The 18,317-nt window shown below is 67.1% G+C and carries 16 protein-coding genes; 9 read left to right on the top strand and 7 right to left on the bottom strand.

The features are described from left to right. The 6 genes from VFE83_RS03465 to VFE83_RS03440 all read left to right on the top strand — a co-directional run. Positions 1–1,589: aspartate:alanine exchanger family transporter (locus tag VFE83_RS03465; RefSeq protein WP_324903488.1), on the top strand; the 1,589-nt coding region annotated here is incomplete at its 5' end. A gap of 13 nt (positions 1,590–1,602) precedes the next feature. Further along, the gene (locus tag VFE83_RS03460; RefSeq protein ID WP_324903487.1) at positions 1,603–2,967 is read left to right on the top strand and encodes an OprD family outer membrane porin; all 1,365 of its coding nucleotides are present in this window, start codon (positions 1,603–1,605) and stop codon (positions 2,965–2,967) included. A 160-nt stretch (positions 2,968–3,127) separates the two neighbouring features. Beyond that, complete coding sequence (locus VFE83_RS03455) at positions 3,128–3,895, top strand: OmpA family protein (RefSeq protein WP_324903486.1); 768 nt, start codon at positions 3,128–3,130, stop codon at positions 3,893–3,895. Between the two features lie 32 nt (positions 3,896–3,927). Further along, positions 3,928–5,379 (top strand): DUF3300 domain-containing protein, encoded by a 1,452-nt coding sequence (locus tag VFE83_RS03450; RefSeq protein WP_324903489.1) that lies wholly within the window; start codon positions 3,928–3,930, stop codon positions 5,377–5,379. A gap of 13 nt (positions 5,380–5,392) precedes the next feature. Continuing rightward, the gene (locus tag VFE83_RS03445) at positions 5,393–6,292 is read left to right on the top strand and encodes a DUF2950 domain-containing protein (protein ID WP_324903485.1); all 900 of its coding nucleotides are present in this window, start codon (positions 5,393–5,395) and stop codon (positions 6,290–6,292) included. Positions 6,293–6,338: 46 nt separating this feature from the next. Next, a complete protein-coding gene (locus VFE83_RS03440; protein WP_324903484.1) occupies positions 6,339–7,085 on the top strand; it encodes a DUF2092 domain-containing protein in 747 nt (248 codons plus the stop codon). A gap of 48 nt (positions 7,086–7,133) precedes the next feature. On the opposite strand, the gene VFE83_RS03435 is transcribed toward VFE83_RS03440, so the two are convergent. The 4 genes from VFE83_RS03435 to VFE83_RS03420 form a co-directional block, all read right to left on the bottom strand. Further along, on the bottom strand, positions 7,134–8,165 hold the full coding sequence (locus VFE83_RS03435; protein WP_324903483.1) for a zinc-dependent alcohol dehydrogenase family protein: 1,032 nt from the start codon (positions 8,163–8,165) through the stop codon (positions 7,134–7,136). Positions 8,166–8,430: 265 nt separating this feature from the next. Further along, a complete protein-coding gene (locus tag VFE83_RS03430; protein ID WP_324903482.1) occupies positions 8,431–9,861 on the bottom strand; it encodes a basic amino acid/polyamine antiporter in 1,431 nt (476 codons plus the stop codon). A gap of 52 nt (positions 9,862–9,913) precedes the next feature. Next, positions 9,914–11,167 carry an arginine deiminase gene (gene arcA / locus VFE83_RS03425; protein ID WP_324903481.1) on the bottom strand — a complete coding sequence of 418 codons (1,254 nt, stop codon included), beginning with the start codon at positions 11,165–11,167 and terminating at the stop codon, positions 9,914–9,916. A gap of 22 nt (positions 11,168–11,189) precedes the next feature. Further along, positions 11,190–12,614, bottom strand: coding sequence for a basic amino acid/polyamine antiporter (locus VFE83_RS03420; protein WP_324903480.1), 1,425 nt, complete (start codon positions 12,612–12,614; stop codon positions 11,190–11,192). 243 nt (positions 12,615–12,857) lie between these two features. Here VFE83_RS03420 and VFE83_RS03415 point away from each other — a divergent pair, with 243 nt between their 5' ends. The 3 genes from VFE83_RS03415 to VFE83_RS03405 all read left to right on the top strand — a co-directional run bounded on the left by VFE83_RS03415 (position 12,858) and on the right by VFE83_RS03405 (position 15,197). Further along, positions 12,858–14,195: a tetratricopeptide repeat protein gene (locus tag VFE83_RS03415; protein ID WP_324903479.1), complete on the top strand. Its 1,338-nt coding sequence runs from the start codon at positions 12,858–12,860 to the stop codon at positions 14,193–14,195. Beyond that, positions 14,176–14,658 (top strand): DUF6491 family protein, encoded by a 483-nt coding sequence (locus VFE83_RS03410; RefSeq protein WP_324903478.1) that lies wholly within the window; start codon positions 14,176–14,178, stop codon positions 14,656–14,658. The genes VFE83_RS03415 and VFE83_RS03410 overlap by 20 nt, the downstream gene beginning before the upstream one ends. Positions 14,659–14,720: 62 nt before the next feature. Then, a complete protein-coding gene (locus tag VFE83_RS03405) occupies positions 14,721–15,197 on the top strand; it encodes a hypothetical protein (RefSeq protein ID WP_324903477.1) in 477 nt (158 codons plus the stop codon). 10 nt (positions 15,198–15,207) lie between these two features. On the opposite strand, the gene VFE83_RS03400 is transcribed toward VFE83_RS03405, so the two are convergent. The 3 genes from VFE83_RS03400 to VFE83_RS03390 are packed head-to-tail and all read right to left on the bottom strand — an operon-like array spanning position 15,208 to position 18,098. After that, on the bottom strand, positions 15,208–15,666 hold the full coding sequence (locus VFE83_RS03400; RefSeq protein WP_324903476.1) for a hypothetical protein: 459 nt from the start codon (positions 15,664–15,666) through the stop codon (positions 15,208–15,210). Positions 15,667–15,688: 22 nt separating this feature from the next. Then, complete coding sequence (locus VFE83_RS03395) at positions 15,689–16,768, bottom strand: AI-2E family transporter (RefSeq protein ID WP_324903475.1); 1,080 nt, start codon at positions 16,766–16,768, stop codon at positions 15,689–15,691. Next, positions 16,743–18,098 (bottom strand): MipA/OmpV family protein, encoded by a 1,356-nt coding sequence (locus VFE83_RS03390; protein WP_324903474.1) that lies wholly within the window; start codon positions 18,096–18,098, stop codon positions 16,743–16,745. Before VFE83_RS03390 ends, VFE83_RS03395 begins: the two co-directional genes overlap by 26 nt. Between the last annotated feature and the right edge of the window lie 219 nt (positions 18,099–18,317).

Below are 18,317 nucleotides of genomic sequence, written 5' to 3'. Positions count from 1 at the left end.
TGGTCGCCGCCGCGGTGGTCGTGGGCGCGGCGCTGGCGACGTGGGCCTCGACCTACGGCGTCAAGCTGCAGCTCGACAACTTCGCAAAGTCGCTCTTCTATTACCTCTTCATGTATGGCGTTGGCCTGCGCGTGGGGCCCGCGTTCTTCAACAGCCTGAAGAAGGACGGCATCACCTTCACCATCCTCGCGGTGGTCTGCGCGGTGCTCGGCCTGGCGCTGGTGGTGCTGATGACGAAGTGGTTCGCACTGCCCGCCGGTTCGGCCGGCGGCATCCTGGCCGGATCGCAGACCATGTCCGCGGCCATCGGGACCGCCGAGATGGCCATGGAACAGGGCGCGTACAAGGTGCCTGCCGGTACCACGGCGGAACAGGTCTCCGGCATGATCGCGCTGGGCTACGGCGTGACCTACATCTGGGGCACGGTCGGCATCATTCTGATCTGCAAGTACCTGCCGCGCTGGTGGGGCGTGGATGCGCGCAAGGCGGCGCGCGAGTACGAGGAAGCGCACGGCGTGCGCAACGTGGACGATGCGGCGATGACCGGCTATCGCGGCGGTGGCCTGCGTGCATATCGGCTCGAGAACGTCGAGACGGCCGGCCAGAACATCGCGCAGTTCCGCGCGAAGTTCCCGCAGTACCGCATCGTCAACGTGCGGCGCGGCGAGGATTCGCTCGGTGCCGCGCCCGACCTGGTGCTGCGCAACGGCGACGTGGTGGCGCTGGGCGGACGCCTGGAAGACCTGACCACCAACCTCGGCCTGATCGGCGCGGAAGTGGACGATCCCAAGGCCCTGAACGTCCCGCTGGACCAGGCCGAGATCCTGGTCACCGAGAAGTCGTTCGTCGGCAAGCCGCTGAAGTCGCTGGCGGGGGAGGACTTCGCGGGACAGGTGCAGGTCACGCGTCTGGAACGTTCGGGCGAAGCGATTCCGGTTGGCGCCGAAACCGAACTCAAGCGGCTTGACGTGCTGTTCGTGACGGGCCTCAAGAGCGCGGTCGACAAGGCCGCCGGGCTGCTGGGCAAGGTCGCGCGCCCCAGCACATCGACCGACCTGCTGACGCTGTCGGGCGGCATGGTGCTGGGCCTGCTGATCGGCAAGATCAACGTGCCGGTCGGCGACTTCTCCGTGGGCCTGGGGAATGCGGGCGGCCTGCTGCTGTCGGGCATCCTGGTCTCGTCCATCGTGTCGCGCCTGCGCTACTTCGGCAGCACGCCCAATGCCGCGCGCAACATCCTGGAAGACCTGGGCCTGGTCACCTTCATCGCCATCGTCGGCATCAACGCCGGCGCCACGCTGCTGGAGCAGCTGACGGGTTCCATCGCGCTGAAGATCTTCATCGCCGGCTTCGTCGCGAGCACCGTCCCGCCTTTCATCACGTGGGCGATCGGCTACCACGTCTTCAAGATCAACCCGGCCGTGCTGATGGGTGGCGTGGCCGGATCGCGCTCGCATTCGGGGCCCGCGCGCGAGGCGGCGAAGGAGATCGACAGCACCGTGCCGTGGGTCGGATTCCCGGTCGGCTATGCGGTGTCGGGCGTGCTGTACACGGTGTTCGGCTACTTCGCCATGGTGCTGTCGCAATAGCGCAGGAGGCGACATGAATGCGAACCGCTCCCTGCCGGGCTGCGTGCTGTCGCTGTCGCTGGCCCTGCCCTTGCACGCGATGGCGCAGACCACCATGCCGGCGCAGGCCGACGAGGAAGACGACGTCTATGTCGAGCCGGAGCCCTCCTCCACCGAACAGGGGCAGACGCCCCTGAACGAGGCATTCGCGCCACGCGATCGCCAGCGGTGGATCCGCGAGACGCGACGCAAGGCGTTCCAGGACACCAAGTGGGACCTGCAGGTGCGTTCGTTCTACCTGGACCGCGAGAAGTACGACGACACCGGCAGCGAAGCCTGGGCGCTGGGCGGTTCGCTCGGCTTCAAGACGGGCTATTTCCGCGAACGGTTCGCCTTCGGCGCGACGGGCTACACCTCGCAGAAGCTGTACGGCCCCGAGGACCGCGACGGCACCTTGCTGCTGCGCCCCGGGCAGGAGGGCTACACCGTGCTCGGCGAGGTATACGGCGAGTTCCTGATCAACGAGGACACGCGCCTGAGCCTGGGCCGGCGCGGCATCGACACGCCGTACATCAACCGCAACGATGCGCGCATGACGCCCAACACCTTCCAGGCGATCACGCTGCAGGGTCTGTACGGTGGCGAGGATGGACGGCCCGAGTGGCGCGTGGGGGGCGGCTACTTCGACGAGATCAAGGAGCGCAACGCCGACGAGTTCGTCTCGATGGCGCAGGATGCCGGCGCGCCGGACGGCGTCGAGCGCGGCGTGTACGCGCTGGGCGCCAACTTCAAGATGGGCGACTTCCAGTTCGGCGCGATCGACTACTACAGCGACGACATCATCAACATCTTCTACTCCGAGGCGCGCTACGCGATTGCGCTGGCCGAGAAGGTGAAGCTGCAGATGGCGCTGCAGTACTCCGACCAGAGCAGCACCGGCGACGAGCTGCTGCGCGGCACCGACTTCTCGTCGGACCAGTGGGGCGCCAAGGTCGAGCTTGGCTATGGCGGCGCGCTGTTCACGGCGGCCTATACGCGCGCCGGCGGCGACACCAACATGCAGAACCCGTGGAGCGGCTATCCGGGTTACACCAGCGTGCAGGTGGAGGACTTCAACCGCGACGGCGAGGACGCGTGGCTGCTGCGCGTGGGCTACACCTTTCCGTGGATCAAGGGCGCTAGCATGTACGCGCTGTACGTGGACGGTTCCGACCCGCAATCGCCCACCGAGTACGCCAAGGACGAGTACGACGTGAACTTCCAGTGGGCCGTGCCCGACGGATTCCTGCAGGGCCTGATGGTGCGGCTGCGCTACGCGCACGTGCGCCAGGAAAGCCCGATCGAGTCGGACCTGGACGACTTCCGCCTGATGATCTACTACGACCCGCCCAGGCTCTGAACCCTTGCGCCGGGCCTGTGACGCGCGTTGGCGCGATTGATGCCGGACTCGGGCAGCCCTCCACGTTGGGCCAAGGGCCAATTGAGCTCCTCCGAGAACGGCGTAGAAGAAGCGGTGGGCGGGAATGGTGCGTCCCGTCGACACCATGAGGATTCGTTCCATGAACAAGCGGACGCTTGCGAAGTCGATGTCCCTCTCCGCCGCGCTGGCGCTCGTGCTGGCGCTGCCCGCCTCCGCCGCGGATGGCGACAAGAGCAAGATCAAGGGCCTGATCACCTCGGTGCAGGGCGACACCATCGTGGTAAAGGACGCGAACAACGTGGAGCAGACCATCACGCTCTCGCCGTCCACCACCTACAAGCGGACCAAGGGCCTGACCGGTGTCGTGCACGAGAAGGCGCAGCAGAGCGCGCTGATGCCCGGGCTGCCGGTCACGGTGGACGCGGTCGCCGCCGGCAGCGGCTTCAACGCGACCGAAGTGAGCTTCAAGTCGGAAGACTTCCGTACCGCGCAGCAGGTCCAGGCCGGGCTGGCGCCGACGACCGCGCGCATGAACGAGTTCGGCAAGTACGAGGCGCTGGCGACCACCGAAGTGCTGTTCGACTCCGGCAGCGACAAGATCAGCGACCAGGGCAGGTCCGACCTGGACGCCTTCGCCGCGAAGGCGAAGGAAACGCAGGATTACCAGGTCGTGCTGCAGGGTTTCACCGACTCCACCGGCAACGCCGAGGCCAACGAACGCCTGAGCGCACGTCGGGCCCATGCGGTCGCGAGTTACCTGCAGAAGCAGGCCGGGCTGCAGCCGGGTCGCGTGCGTGCCGGCGACGCCATGGGCGTGGCCGAGGATGCCGGCACAGGCAGCAACGCCGGCGCACGCAAGGTCGTGGTCAAGCTCATCGTCGACAAGGGCGTGCAGGCCGGCAAGTAACACGCAGGTATCGCGACGGCGGGCCGCCCCGCCTGCCGTCGCGCGAGTGGAGGCTTCCATGCGCATCGCGATGTTCAAGACGGCGTCCGCCGCATTGTTCCTGGCCAGCTTCGCCGCCGTGCACGGCGGCGCCCAGGCTGCACCCCTCCAGGCGCCCGGCACGCCTCCGGCGTCCGCGTCATCGGCATCGTCCGGGACCTTCACGCGCGAAGAAACTCGACCAGATGATGGCGCCCATCGCGCTGTATCCGGATTCGTTGCTCGCGCAGATCCTGATGGCCTCGACCTACCCCGGCGACGTTACCGACGCGGTGGCCTGGTCCAAGGCGCACAAGGACGCCAAGGGCGAGGACGCGGTGCGCCAGGCGGCGAACGAGCCTTGGGATCCCAGCGTGCAGTCGCTGGTGGCGTTTCCGCAGGTGCTGGCGGTGCTCTGGCAGGATCCGAAATGGGTGCAGCGCATGGGCGATGCCTTCCTGGCGCAACCCGATGCGGTGATGGAGTCTGTGCAGCGCCTGCGTCGCCAGGCCGATGCGGCCGGCAACCTGAAATCGACCGAACAGCAGAAGGTCAGCAAGGAGTCCGCGCCTCCGCCCGGCGCGACCGCCACCGGCACCGGCACGACCGTTCCGGCCGGCACACAGACCATCGTGATCGAACCGGCGGATCCGGAAGTGGTGTACGTGCCCAACTACAACCCCAGCGTCGTCTACGGCAGCTGGGCGTATCCCTCGTATCCGCCCTATTACTATCCACCGCCGGCGTATTACTACCCGGGCGCCGCGCTCTTCAGTTTCGGCGTCGGCGTGGCCGTCGGTGGCGCACTGTGGGGCGACCTCGACTGGGGCCACAGCGATATCGACATCGACGTGGACCGCTACAGCGAGTTCAACCGCAACACCAATCGCAACGTCAACCGCGACCAGATCAGCCGCGACGGCAAGTGGCAGCACAACGCCGCCAATCGCGACGGCGTGCCGTACCGCGATCAAGCCAGCCGCGAGCGGTACGGGCGCCAGCTCGACGGCGCCGGACAACGCGACGCAGCGCGCGGACGGGATCCCTCGCACGATGCCGCACGCACCGCCGAGCGTGATCGCGCGCGCCAGACGATGCAGCAGCGAGGCTTCGAAACACCCGCCGCGAGCAACCGCGAAGCGCAGCAGCGCGCCGGGCAGGCCTCGCGCGACTTCGACCGGTCGGGCGCCGCGGGCGGCAATAGGGTCGGCGCCGGCCAGGGCGACTTCCGTGGCCAGGGAAACGCGCAGGCGCGCCAGGGCGCACGCGACAGTGCCGGCCTGAACGGGCCCGGCAACAGCAGCGCCTTCCAGGGCGCGAGCAATCCGGCGATGTCGCGTAGCGATGCCGGCCGCGGCCATCGCAGCTACCAGCAGTCGCAGCGGCCCGCGGCTTCGCGCGGCGGCGGGCACCAGATGAGCCGTCCTTCGCGGCCGCCAATGCGCGGCGGCGGACGCCGGCGCTGAGCAGGAGAACGTCATGACCTCATCCGTCCGCTGGCTTGTCCTCGCCTGCCTCCTGCTGGCAGCCCCCTTGCAGGCGCAACAGGCGTTCCCCACGCCCGACGCGGCTGCCGAAGCGTTCGTCGCTGCGCTCGGAACGAAGACCGCCGACGAGGCGCGCCTGGCTGCGATCCTCGGGCCGCAGTGGGAGCAGGCCATACCGCGCGGCAGCGTCGACCGCGAGGACGTCGACGCCTTCCTCGAGCGCTATCGTGAGAAGCACGTCTTCCAGAAGACCGATGCCAACCACCAGACGCTGGCAGTCGGCAACGATGCCTGGACGCTACCGGTGCCGCTGGTGAAGAGCGCGAACGGATGGACCTTCGACCTGAAGGCCGGTGAACCCGAGATACGCGCACGCCGCATCGGCCGCAACGAACGTGAAGCAGAACAGGCGGTGCTCGCCTATCACGATGCGCAGATGGACTACGCGTCGGTCGATCGCAACGGCAACGGCGTGCTGGAGTACGCGCAACAATTCACCAGCACGGACGGCCGGCACGACGGTCTGTACTGGGACGACGACGGCGGTGAGGAGAGCCCGCTGGGCCCGCTGTTCGGCGATGAAACGCCGCAGGGTGAATGGCACGGCTATCGCTACCGCATCCTCACCGCGCAGGGGCCGTCCGCGCCCGGCGGCGCATACGACTACAAGCTGGGCGATGCGATGAGCCGCGGCTTCGCGCTGGTGGCGTGGCCGGCACGCTACGGCGATAGCGGCGTGATGACCTTCATGATCAGCCACGAAGGGAACATCTTCGAGAAGGACCTAGGCCCCGACAGCGACAGGCTGGCGCGGGCGATGACCAAGTTCGACCCTGACAGCAGCTGGAAGGAAGTGGAAGCCACGACGACCGCAGCCGCACCAGCGCGGTGATCACGAGGGCGTGCATCGACACGCCGCGTCAGCAGGAGACTGCCCCATGAAGATCCACTCCGCCTTTCTCGCCCTCGCCCTGTGCTGCATTGCCGGCACGGCGGCCGTCCATGCACGGCAGGACGCCGGCGTCGATGCGAAGGCGACCCGCGCCCTGTCGCAGATCGGCGAAAAGCTGCGCAGCCTTCGCCAGTACACGGTCACGGCTGCGTTGCAGACCAGGGCACCGCTGGCATCGGGGCAGTACAAGGAATTCAGCGGTACCGCGAACTACCAGGTGCGCACGCCCGACCATCTTCGCGCACAGGTCCGCGGCGTGGGCTTCGACCGCGACATCTATTACGACGGCCGCACCATCACCGTGTTCTCGCCTGAAAAGAACACATACGCCCGCATCGATGCGCCCGGCACGCTGTCCACGCTGGTTGCGCAGGTCGAGCAACGCACCGGCTTCACGATGCCCATCGCGCAGCTTTTCAGCTGGGACGATCAGGCGCGCCTGCTGCAGGGTGCCGAGCGCGCCAGCTACTCCGGCGAGGCGCTGGTCGGCGGCCGCAAGTGCGCGCACTACTCGTACAAGAAGGCCGGCATTGCGTGGGAGGTGTTCGCCGACGCGCAGCACCTGCCCTGCAAGCTCGCCTTCGTCGACACACGCGACCCCGGCCTGCCCGGCTACAGCGGGGAGCTGAAGTGGTCCGAAGGCGCCACGCTGCCGGACTCGACCTTCGTGTTCACGCCACCGGCTGGTGCGCGTGAAGTCGCCTGGGACCAGTTCCATGCCGGTGGCAAGTAGGACGCTGCCGCCCGATTACTCCGCCAACGACGGATGCGGACGGTCGCCTCAGGGCCGCACCATGACCTTGATCGACTCGCGCGCATCCATGGCGCGATAGCCGTCGGGTACCTGTTCGATGCCCACCTCGCGATCGAACACGCGACCCGGTTCGATGCGGCCTTCCACTACGTCGGGCAGCAGCTCGTCGATGTAGGCGCGAACGGGCGCGGGGCCGCCGGTGACGGTGATGTTCTGGTAGAAGCCCTGCTGCGCAAGCGGGATCACGTCGTAGTGCGGAACACCCACGCGTCCGATCGCGCCACCGGGGCGCACGATGCCCATCGCGGTTTCCATGGACTGCGCGGAACCGACGCATTCCAGTACGGAGTGCACGCCGAAGCCACCGGTCAACGCACGAATGCGCTCCACTGCGTCCTGGCCGCGTTCGCTGACCACGTCGGTGGCGCCGAACGCCTTCGCCAGTTCGATGCGGTCACCGTGTCGTCCCATGATCACGATCTGCTCGGCGCCCATGCGCCTGGCTGCGATCACGCCGCACAGGCCGACGGCGCCATCGCCGATCACCGCGACACGCTTGCCAGGCTGCACGCCCGCGCCCAGCGCGGCGTGGTGGCCGGTCCCCATCACGTCGGACAGCGTCAACACCGAGGCCATGAGGGCGTCGTCCGCGGGCGCCGGCAGCACGTACAGTGTCCCGTCCGCCTGCGGGATGCGTACCGCCTCGGCCTGCGCGCCCGGCGTCTGTACGCCAAAGAATCCGCCCCGTTCGCAGGAAGTATTCAGGCCTTCCTCGCAGAACTGGCACGAGCCGTCCGAGAAGGCGAACGGCATGATCACGAAGTCGCCCCGCTTGACGCGCCGTACCTCCGGGCCGACGTCCTCGACGACGCCGACGGCCTCGTGCCCCATGCGCTGCCCGCTTTCCGATGGTTCCATGAGCTTGTAGGGCCACAGGTCGCTGCCGCAGATGCAGGCACGCGTGACGCGGACGATCGCGTCGGTGGGTTGAACGATGGCGGCGTCGGCGACGTCCTCGATGCGGACGTCGCCGGCGCGATACATGATGGTGGCGCGCATGTCGGGCTCCTGCCGGGGGATGACGAGCTGGTGGGCCCGCACCGTATTGTTCGTCGGTGGCGTGTTCCATCCACGTGACAGCCCTGCGTCCTGGACCGCATGCGTCCATGCGGCAGTGGCGCGCCCGCCCATGGCGACCGGAAGGCCATCGATCAGGCAATTGAGACTCGAATGCCCATAGGCCGCGTCAATGAGGTGACCGGGCCGACCGAGTGCGAGGCGACCTGGCATTCCGCGACTGCAACCACGTCTGTTGCCGCGTGCGTCAAACCACGAGCCGGCCGCTGATCACGCCATGCAACGCGGTCAAGGCGGCGAGGCATACGAGGATCAACGTCGCCATCTCGCCACGACCCAACGGCTGGCCTGCGCGCCGCCGCGACAGGTAGTACAGGATCGATCCCGGCGCATAAAGCAGCGTCGCGAACAGCAGGTAACGCGTACCGCTGAACGCCAGCATGAGTGCGGCGTAAGTCGTTGCAATGGCGCCGCACACGAGTCGTCGGCCGCGATGGTCTGAGCCATCGCCGGCGCCATCGGCCCGAGTCGCGGAGAGCTTGAAGCCGTATGCACCCACCAGCAGGTAGGGCACCAGCGTCATCGCGCTGGTCATCTTCAGGGCCAGAAGAAACGCGTATTCGGCGAACCACGTGACCAGCAGGAACGCCTGGATCAGCGAGTTGGTCAGCCACAGCGCCGCAGACGGTACACCGCGGCTGTTTTCAGCGGCCAGCGCCGCGGGCATGGTGCGATTTCGTGCCGCCGAGTGCAGCACTTCCGCGGCCAGCAACGACCACGACAGGTAGTTGCCCAGCACCGAGATCAGCAGGCCCACGCTGACGAACACGCGTCCCCATGGTCCGACCACGGCCTCCATCACGCCCGCCAGCGACGGGGTCGGCAACGCGGCCAGCTCGGGGCGTAGCAGGATGCCGTACGAGAACATGGTGACCATCACCATCAGGCACAGCACGCCGACAAAACCCAGCACCGTCGCCAGGCCGACATCCTCACGTCGTCGCGCGTAGCGCGAGTACACGCTGGCGCCCTCGATGCCGACGAACACGAACACCGTGACCAGCAGCGTTGACCTCGCCTGCCCCACCACGCTGGACAGGCCGGGTGCGTCGCCGCCCCACAGGTTCAGCGCAAACACGTCGCGCCGGAACCCCATGACCGCCACGAACAGGAACGTGGCAATGGGCACCAGCTTGGCGATGGTGGCGATGGTGTTCAGCGCCGCGGCTTCGCGAATGCCATTGAGCAGCAGGAAGTGCACGCCCCATAGCAGCAGCGATGCGGAGGCGATCGCCAGCGGCGTCGTTCCGTCGCCGAACACCGGGAAGAACTGGCCGATGGTTGCCTTGATCAGCACCAGGCAGGCCACGTCCGCCAGGCAGCAACCGATCCAGTAGCCGACCGCGGAAAGGAAGCCCGCGTAGTCGCCAAAACCCGCCTTGGCGTATGCGTAGATACCCGAATCCAGGTCCGGTCGGCGCCGGGCCAGGTCCTGGAACACGAACGCCAGCATCAGCATGCCAATGCCGGCGACGAGCCATGCGAGCATCGCGCCGAGCACGCCGCTCGCGCGCGCGAATGCGCCCGGCAGCGCGAAGATGCCGGAGCCGATCATCGACCCCACTACCAGCGAGATCAGCGCCGCGAACGAAAGCGTCTGGCCGCGTGGCGCGTTCATGGACCCTCTCGCGCGCGTCCGGCGCGCCGGTCAGATCAGCGGCGCAGCGACGTCAGTAATCCACCGCGTCGCGGATGATCGGGCACGTCATGCAGTGGCCGCCACCGCGTCCGCGTCCGAGCTCGGCACCGACGATGGTGATGACCTCGATGCCCTGCTTGCGCAGCAGCGTGTTGGTGAACGTATTGCGGTCGTACGCATACACGACGCCGGGCGACGCGCACACCAGGTTGGCGCCGCTGTCCCATTGCGTGCGCTCCTGCTGATACGCGGTGCCGCCGGTCTCGACGACACGCAGTTGCTTCAGGCCCAGTGCTTCGGCTACCACGTCCACGAAGGGCTTGTTCTCGCGATGCAGCTCGATGCCGCTGGGATGGTCGCTGGGCCGGTACGAGAACGTCCGCACCTGGTTGATGAACTCCGGCGCGAGCAGCACGAGGTCGCGATCGGCGAACGTGAACACCGTGTCCAGGTGCATCGCCGTGCGCATCTTCGGGATCACGGCCACGATCACGCGCTCCGCCGCGCCCTTGGCGAACAGCGCCGCCGCCAGCTGGCTGATTGCCTGCCGCGACGTACGCTCGCTCATGCCGATGAGCACGTTGCCCTTGCCGATCGGCATCACGTCGCCACCTTCCAGCGTGGCCAGCCCATGGTCGCCGAGCGGATCGCCCCACCACACGTTTACCTTGCCGGCAAAGTCCGGATGGAACTTGTAGATGGACGTGGCGAGGATGGTTTCCTCGTGGCGCGCGGGCCAGTACAGCGAGTTCAGGGTCACGCCGCCGTAGATCCAGCATGTGGTATCGCGCGTGTAGAGCGTGTTGGGCAGCGGCGGAAGCAGGTATTCCGTCTGGCCGACGGCTTCATGCACCACCTTGAGCACGTCGCCGCCGAACTTCTCTGGAAACTCCTCGATCGACAGGCCGCCGATGAGGGTCTCGGCCAGCGTGCGCGCATCCAGGCTGTCCAGGTAGCTGCGGATCTCGTCGACCAGTCCCAGGCCGACCTGGTTGGGCACCACCTGGTTGTCCAGGATCCAGCTTTTCGCTTCCGGCATCGCCACCGTTTCGGCGAGCAGGTTGTGCATCTCGACCACGTCGATGCCGCGGTCGCGCATCTTGGTCACGAAGTCGAAGTGGTCGCGCTTGGCGTTCTCCACCCAAAGCACGTCGTCGAACAGCAGGCGGTCGCAGTTGGTGGGCGTCAGGCGCTGATGCGCGCGACCCGGCGAACACACCATCACCTTGCGCAGTGTTCCCACCTCCGAGTGAACGCCGAACTTGACGTCTGCAGCCGTGGCCATGTCGGGCCTCCCTTCGCGGTTTTCAGATGGTGATGTAGCCGGTGGCGAGCCAGTAGACGCCGACGACCGCGCCCAGCGCGGCGGCCACGAAGGTCACCCAGTCGGACACGCGGGCGAATACGGGCAGGCCCTGCTCGCGTCGTGCCCAGACGTAGAGGATGGTCCCGGGCGCATACAGCACGGCAGACAGCACGATGAACTTCACGCCGCCCGCATACAGCAGGAAGATCGTGTAGATGGTGGCCAGCACGGTGATGACCAGATCGCGTCCGCGCTCCTTCGGCCGGATCGCGTCGTAGGTCTCGCGGCGCCGCACGATCATCAGGCCATAGGCGGCGACCAGCAGGAACGGGATCAGCGACATCGCGCTGGTCAGGTTGAGCATCAGGCTGAAGGCATCACGCGACCAGTAGGTGCTGATCACGATCAGCTGCACGACGAGATTGGTCGCCCACAGGGCGGCGGCGGGCACCTTGTTGCGGTTCTCGGTGGCGAACACCTTCGGCATGTCGCGCGTCCTGGCCGCGGTGAACAGCACCTCCGCGCAGATCAGCGACCAGGCCAGGTACGCGCCAAGCACCGACACCATCAAACCGATGCTGACGAACACCGCGCCCCAGTGCCCCACCACCGCTTCCAGCGCTGCGGCCATCGACGGCTGGCGCATGCCGGCAATGTCGGATCGCTCCAGCACCGCGTACGGCAGCAACGTCACCAGCACCATCAGCGTGGTCACGATGAAGAAGCCGCTCAGCGTCGCGACGCCGACGTCCTCGCGCTTCTGTGCGTAGCGCGAGTAGACGCTCGCGCCCTCGATGCCCAGGAACACGAACACGGTGACGAGCATGGTCGCGCGCACCTGTTCGAACACGCTGTCGGTCAGGTCGCCGCCGTAGAAGTTGTAGCGGAACATGTCCGCCTTGAACATGAAGGCCAGGATGACGATGAACACCACGATCGGGATGACCTTGGCGATCGTCACGATCTTGTTGATCGCCGCGGCCTGCTGCACGCCGCGCAGGATCATGAAGTGGAACGCCCAGATGCCCAGCGAGGCCACGACGATGGCGATGAGCGTGTTGCCGTCGCCGAACACCGGGAAGAACGCGCCCAGCGTGGACTTGATCAGCACCCAGTACGACACGTTGCCGATGCAACTGCCGATCCAGTAACCGAAAGCGGAGAGAAACCCCGGATAGTCGCCGAACCCTTCCTTCGCGTAGGCGAAGACGCCTGCATCGAGTTCGGGCTTGCGCTCGGCCAGCGCCTGGAAGACGCGCGCGAGCATGTACATGCCGGTGCCGGCGATCAACCATGCGATGACCGCACCGAACGGCCCCGTGGCACCCGCGAACGTCCGCGGCAGCGAGAAGATGCCCGCACCCACCATGCCGCCCACCACCATGGCGGTCAGTTGGGCCCGTGACATCTTCTGACCAGCAGCCATCTCAACGTCCTGTTAGGGCAGCGGCAGTGCCAGCGGACGATGGCGCGCAATGCGTCATGGTGTCGTGAAGAAAACGTCGACGCGTCGCGAGACGTTCGTGAGTGCGTGCCGCGTTTTCAGTCCACCTCATCGCATTCTTCACCTGGGCGTTCACCTGTTCTTTACCGCGCTGCCCGCCTGATAGCCGCGCGATCCCTTCCGCCTGCTGGGCGGAAATTCCGAGCGTGGCGGCATGGAGGAGCCATGCGACGTCCCTATCGAACCGGCAACGGGTTCCGCGTCGTCCAGGCACGGTGCGCCGCATGCGCCGTACTGCTGGCCAGCATGTCGCTGCTCCACGCGCAGGAAGACACGCTGGGCGCGGCCGAGGCGATGGTGAAGAATCGCCAGTACGGTCAGGCTTACGAGCTGCTTGCACCGATGGGGTCCTCGCGCGCCGACGATGCGCGGTTCCTGTACCTGCTGGGCCGTGCCGCGCTCGGTGCGGGCGACGCCGAACGCGCGCGGGTGGCGCTGGAGCGCAGCATCGAGCTGGACCCCGACAGCGCCGCCACGCATCTCGCGTTGGGCCGCGCCTATCACGCGCTAGGCCAGCACGCGAACGCGCGCAACCAGTTCGAGATCGCGATCCATTTCGAGGATCTTCCGCCGGACCTGCTGACTCAGGTGGACATCTACGAGGAGGCTGCGCGTGAAGCCCTGGAGGAAGGCCGCCGCACCACGATGTTCGGCTACGCGGCCACGGGTATCGGCCGGTACCGCGTGAACTCCACCCGCGGAACGAACGCTTTCGGAGGCGGCGACCGGCGCGAGACGTTCTACAACCTGCGCGTCGGCGGTGGCCTCAACCACGCGCTCAGCGACCGCTCGTCGATCGACGCGACGCTGGACTACCGGCATCGCGAGTACGACGAAGGCTCGCGCGACGACCGCGACCTGCGCTGGAGCCTCGCGGCGAACCGCACGCTGGACGACGCGAACGTGGCAGGCGGCTTGCGCGGTCGTGTCAGTTACCGGGGTGATGGCGACTACCGCAACGACATCGCGGGATTCGTCGAGTACAACCGCAATGTAAGCCTGCAATCGCAGCTCAACCTGGGACTTTCGGTGCAGCGTCGGCGGTATCCCGACGGTCCACTGCGTGCGCGCAGTCGCACCACCAGCCTGGCGACGGTGGGCTGGTCGCAATCGTTCGCCAATGGCGCTGGAAGCTTCGGCTTCACCGCGCATGGCGGGCGCAACACCGCGACGTCGCGTCCGGACGGCGAATCCGACGTGTACGGCGCCACCGCGAACCTCGACTGGACGTTCGGCGACACGCTGGATGCCTTCGTCTACGTCTGGTGGGAACGCGACGCCTACAACACCGACCGCGTGCACTTCCACCCGGATGCGCTGGACGAAGGGGTGATCCTGCGACGCAAGGACAACCTGTACGAAGGCGGCGTTGGACTGGTGTGGGAGTTCGCACCAGGCTGGTCGCTGCGGCCGGAGCTGCTCTACATCCGCGACCAGAGCAACGTGGTCGGCTTCAACTACAGCTCGACGGAAGCGTGGATCAATGTGCGAAAGGGGTTTTGACCGCTACGCGTGGCTGGCGATCTGCGGCCTGGCCGCGGCGCTAGGGTCGTGCGCGCATGCGCCGGCCGACCCGCGTGGGCGCCTCGCCCACTATCGTGCGCATGCGGGCAGCCCCGTCACTGGTTTCGACTACGTCCGCAACATGCGCTGGGAGGCATTGGGCGACCAGGCACTGGCCGTGTGGCCGCGACGCGACAGCGGCTTCCTGGTGGAGATGGCGTCGCCCTGCCCCGGGCTCGACGAGGCACGGTCGATCCAGATCAGCCACGCCGACGGACGCGTCCGATCCCGCGTGGACGGCGTACGCGTGGCCTCGATGCCGGGTTCCCGACCGATGCAGCGCACGCCCTGTCCGATCCTGCTGATCACGCCGATCCTGCAGTCCGCCGCATCGGGCAATCTTCGCCCAGTCGATGACGCGGACGCAGCCACGCCAACGCAACCTGCGCAGGAACCCGAATGAGCCTTCACCGCCAGCCGTATCCTCTGACGCCCCGGCATCGGGGCGCGTCACAACGTTTCGCGATGATCGCCATCGTGATTGCGGCCATCGTCGCGATCGCTGTGTTCGCACTCTACGACCGGCATGCCGGTCAGTCGGAATCGCGGGCGGGCCTGCTCGAACGCGGCATGTCGCCGGGTCATCGCATGCTCAACGAGGAAGCCGGGCGCACGTTGCCGTCCAACGCGCCGCGCATCCAGCGCGCCGACGCACTGCTCACGCGCGCGTCCGCGCGCTTCCGCACGAGCAAGGACCAGGTTGCCGAACTGGCGCTGCAGACACGCAACGCCATCGCGAAGGAACGTCCCGAAGACGTCATCGACGTCCTGGATGCCGTGCTGTTCGCCACGGACGGTCTGCCGGCGGGACGAGTGCCTCCACTCGCGCCGATCCTGGCCGCTTACGCGAAGATCAGGATGGACGGTGGCAGCGTGGTAGCGGCCCGCAACGTGGCGCGCTCCTTCGCGGAACTGGCCGCGAAGGACATGCCGCCGTCCTGACGTTTCCGCACTACCGGCGGAACCAGCCACGCCGCAACGCGGCGATGCGCCCGAAGTACAGCGCGAACAGGACGCCGATGCTGACGATCAGGATCAGCGCGGTCACACGCAGCCACTCGCCACGCGCGGCGCGCAGGCGCTCGCCACTGGCAACCTGTTCGAGTTCCGCGACGCAGGCGGCATCGGCCATCTCGTTCTGGCGCGTGGCGCTGTACACGGCGCCCGCCCGGCGTGCTTCCGCAACCTCGCCCGTGCGCTGCGACAGTCGGTCGGCGTCCGTTCCCCGTGCGGTACGCGCCTGCCGGCGCTCCAGTTCGCGGCGGGCGGCGGAACGTGTCAGCGGCTCGTCGAGGTCGGTACAACTGGCGACGGTGCCCGTGGACCGGGCCGTCGGCCAGTCCGGGATCCGGTACACCGCCACCAGCGCCAGCACGGCACCGATCGCGATCCACAGCATGGTCCTGTACATGGCTTCCTCCTTGCTTGCGGACTCACTCGTCGGGATGGACGCGCCGCGTGGAATCACCGGTCAGCAACACTGACCAACGCCGCGCCTGCGGATGGTGTTCGGCAAAGGTCATCAGTGCGATCAGCACCGGCACGCCGATGAACGCGCCAGCGATTCCCCACAGCATGCTCCACAGGAACACGGCAAACAGCACCAGGAACGGCGAGATCGACAGCTGCTCCCCGGCGATGCGCGGCTCCAGGTAACTGCCCAGCAGGAACTGCACCAGGTTCAATCCCACGAAGATCGCCAGCGGCACCACGAAGCCGTCGAACTGCACGAATGCGAACAGCGTCGGCAGCATCGTGGCGAACAGCGGTCCCAGGAACGGGATGAAGTTGAGCGCGAAGGCGATCACGCCCCACTCCAGCGCCAGGTCGATTCCCAGCGCGTAGGTGACCGCCCACACGCCCAGGCCGGTGGCGGCACTCATGACCGCGCGGATGGCCATGTAGTGCTGGAACTTGCCGGCGGTCGCACGGCACGCGGACACGATACCCACCTTGCTCGCGCGCACCAGCTTCCTCCGTGCGACGTCCACCTCCAGCAGCCCCAGCACGACGAACACCAGCGCGATGACGACGAAGCTGGCGACGTACTGCAGGCCCGCGCCGAGTCGCTGCAATGCGCCGAGCAGCCAGCGCGGGTCGAAGTTGTGGACGAACTCGCTGGCCAGGTACAGGCCATGACCTTCCAGCCATGTGTCCACGCGCTGGTACTGCGCCTGGAACGAGGCGGCGTTGGCGATGGCCCACTGCACCGCGCGATTGAGCCCCCACAGCACCAGGCTGGCCATGGCGATCGTGACGATCGCCGTAACGACCACGGTGACGAACATGGCGAGCACGCGCGGCATTCGGTTTTCCAGTGCGCGCTGCAGCGGCCAGACGATGGCGACGATGAAGATCGCCAGGAACACCGGCGCGAACAGCGATCGTCCCAGGTACAGCGCAGCCAGGATCACGAACACCGCGCTCGCGGCCAGCAAGGGCACGACGGTGCCCAGCGGGTGTGACGAAGACGCGGGCACGCGGTCGTCAGAAGGCGGCTTCGAGGTAGGCATAGATGTAGTTGGAACCGCCGTCCACCGTGCCGAGCAGCTCCGAGCTGGCAAAGATGCCCGAGCGATGCGACACGGCAAAGCCGAAGTAGACGTCGTGCCAGCGCGGATTTCCGAACAGGTCGCCCACGCTGATGTCGATGCTTGGCTCCAGGTAGTTGAGCAGCTTGGACGTGTTGCGCTCGCGCTGCGCCTGCGTGGTGACTTCCGTGTACGGAACGCGCTCGGCATACGACAGGCCGATGCCGAAGCCCACGCGCGTGGTCAGCCGATGGCTCCACGGAAAGCCGTACCAGAAGCCTTTCATGTAGGCGTCGATCTGCCAGCTGTCGGGCTGGTAGCCCTTCTCGTCGTGACGCAGCAGGCCCACGTAGCCGATGAGATCCAGCGGCCATCCATTGAGCCGCGATACGAATGGGCGGCCGACGTGCACGCCGTAGATGTCGGTAGGGTCGTCGTCGTTCAGGCTCACGCACTGGAGGGTCATGATGCGAACCAGGTGGCAGCCGTCGCCACTGTCGCGACCGTAGAAGACCTTCACGTAGGTCGGCGCGGTGTCCTCGTCCCAGCGCACCTGACCGTTGCCGAAATCGTAGGCCGCGCCGGCCATCACGCCCCATTGCAGGTCGTCGTCCACCACCGGGCTGTTGCGGATCTGCGAGGAGAGCTTGGTGACGTAGGCGCCGCCTACCAGACTCCAGTGGGTGAAGATCCGATACTGCCCGTACAGCCCCAGCGTTGCGTTCACGCCGTCGCCGGCGTCGTAGGCGGGACGATCCTCGCGCTGCTCCAGCGGCCCGACGCCGTAGTAGTAGTCGTTGAGGTCGGCGCTGCGCCAGGACAGCAACGCCACCGGCTGCAGCCGCCAGCGCTCGGCCTGCACGGTGTACGAGTAGCCCGCGCGCACCTCGGTGCCATGCGACAGTCCGGCGATGTCCTGGCGCACGCTCACGTCCCATCGCGATGCACCCTGCTGGCGATAGAAGCGTGCGCCAAGATCCACGCCGGTGTTGCGCACTTCCATTCCTTCCAGCGACAGCGGCTGTTCGTCCTCGGGAAACCCTTCCAGTCGACGCTCGACGAACGCCTCCACGCCCATCGTGTCGTCGCGCCACACGCGCACGCCGGCCTCGTTGGTACGCAGAAAGAAGCGCTCGCCTTCGTACATGTACAGAGGAAGGAAGTCCTCGCGCGTCCCGCCGTCGCGGTACGGCGACGACTCGGCGCGAATGACGAAGCCGAGGCCGGCGCTGCCGGGTTCTTCCAGCAGGGTGCCCATCAGCGCGTCCTGGGCTTGCGCCTCCTTCGCCATTCCGACGAGCGCGACGAGCACCAGGGATGCGAGGACAATGCGGGACGGCGGCCGCCGCATCCGCTGCGCAACTGAGGGACACAGACTCGCGGGCACCGTCATGGCATCGCCCTCACCTGCACTGAGCGCCGCATGCGCAGCGGTCCTCGCGCGCACGATTCTCGCGACGTTCGTTCATGCGGTGTCGCAGGCATGTGAAGGCGGTGTCGTGGCAGGTGACCTGCTTGGCATGTTTTTCAC

Origin of the sequence: Lysobacter sp. (assembly GCF_035655815.1) — a bacterium.
Lineage (GTDB): Bacteria > Pseudomonadota > Gammaproteobacteria > Xanthomonadales > Xanthomonadaceae > Lysobacter_J.
The sequence above is the reverse complement of the archived record's forward strand: the minus strand, read 5'-3'. Positions and strand labels throughout refer to the sequence as shown.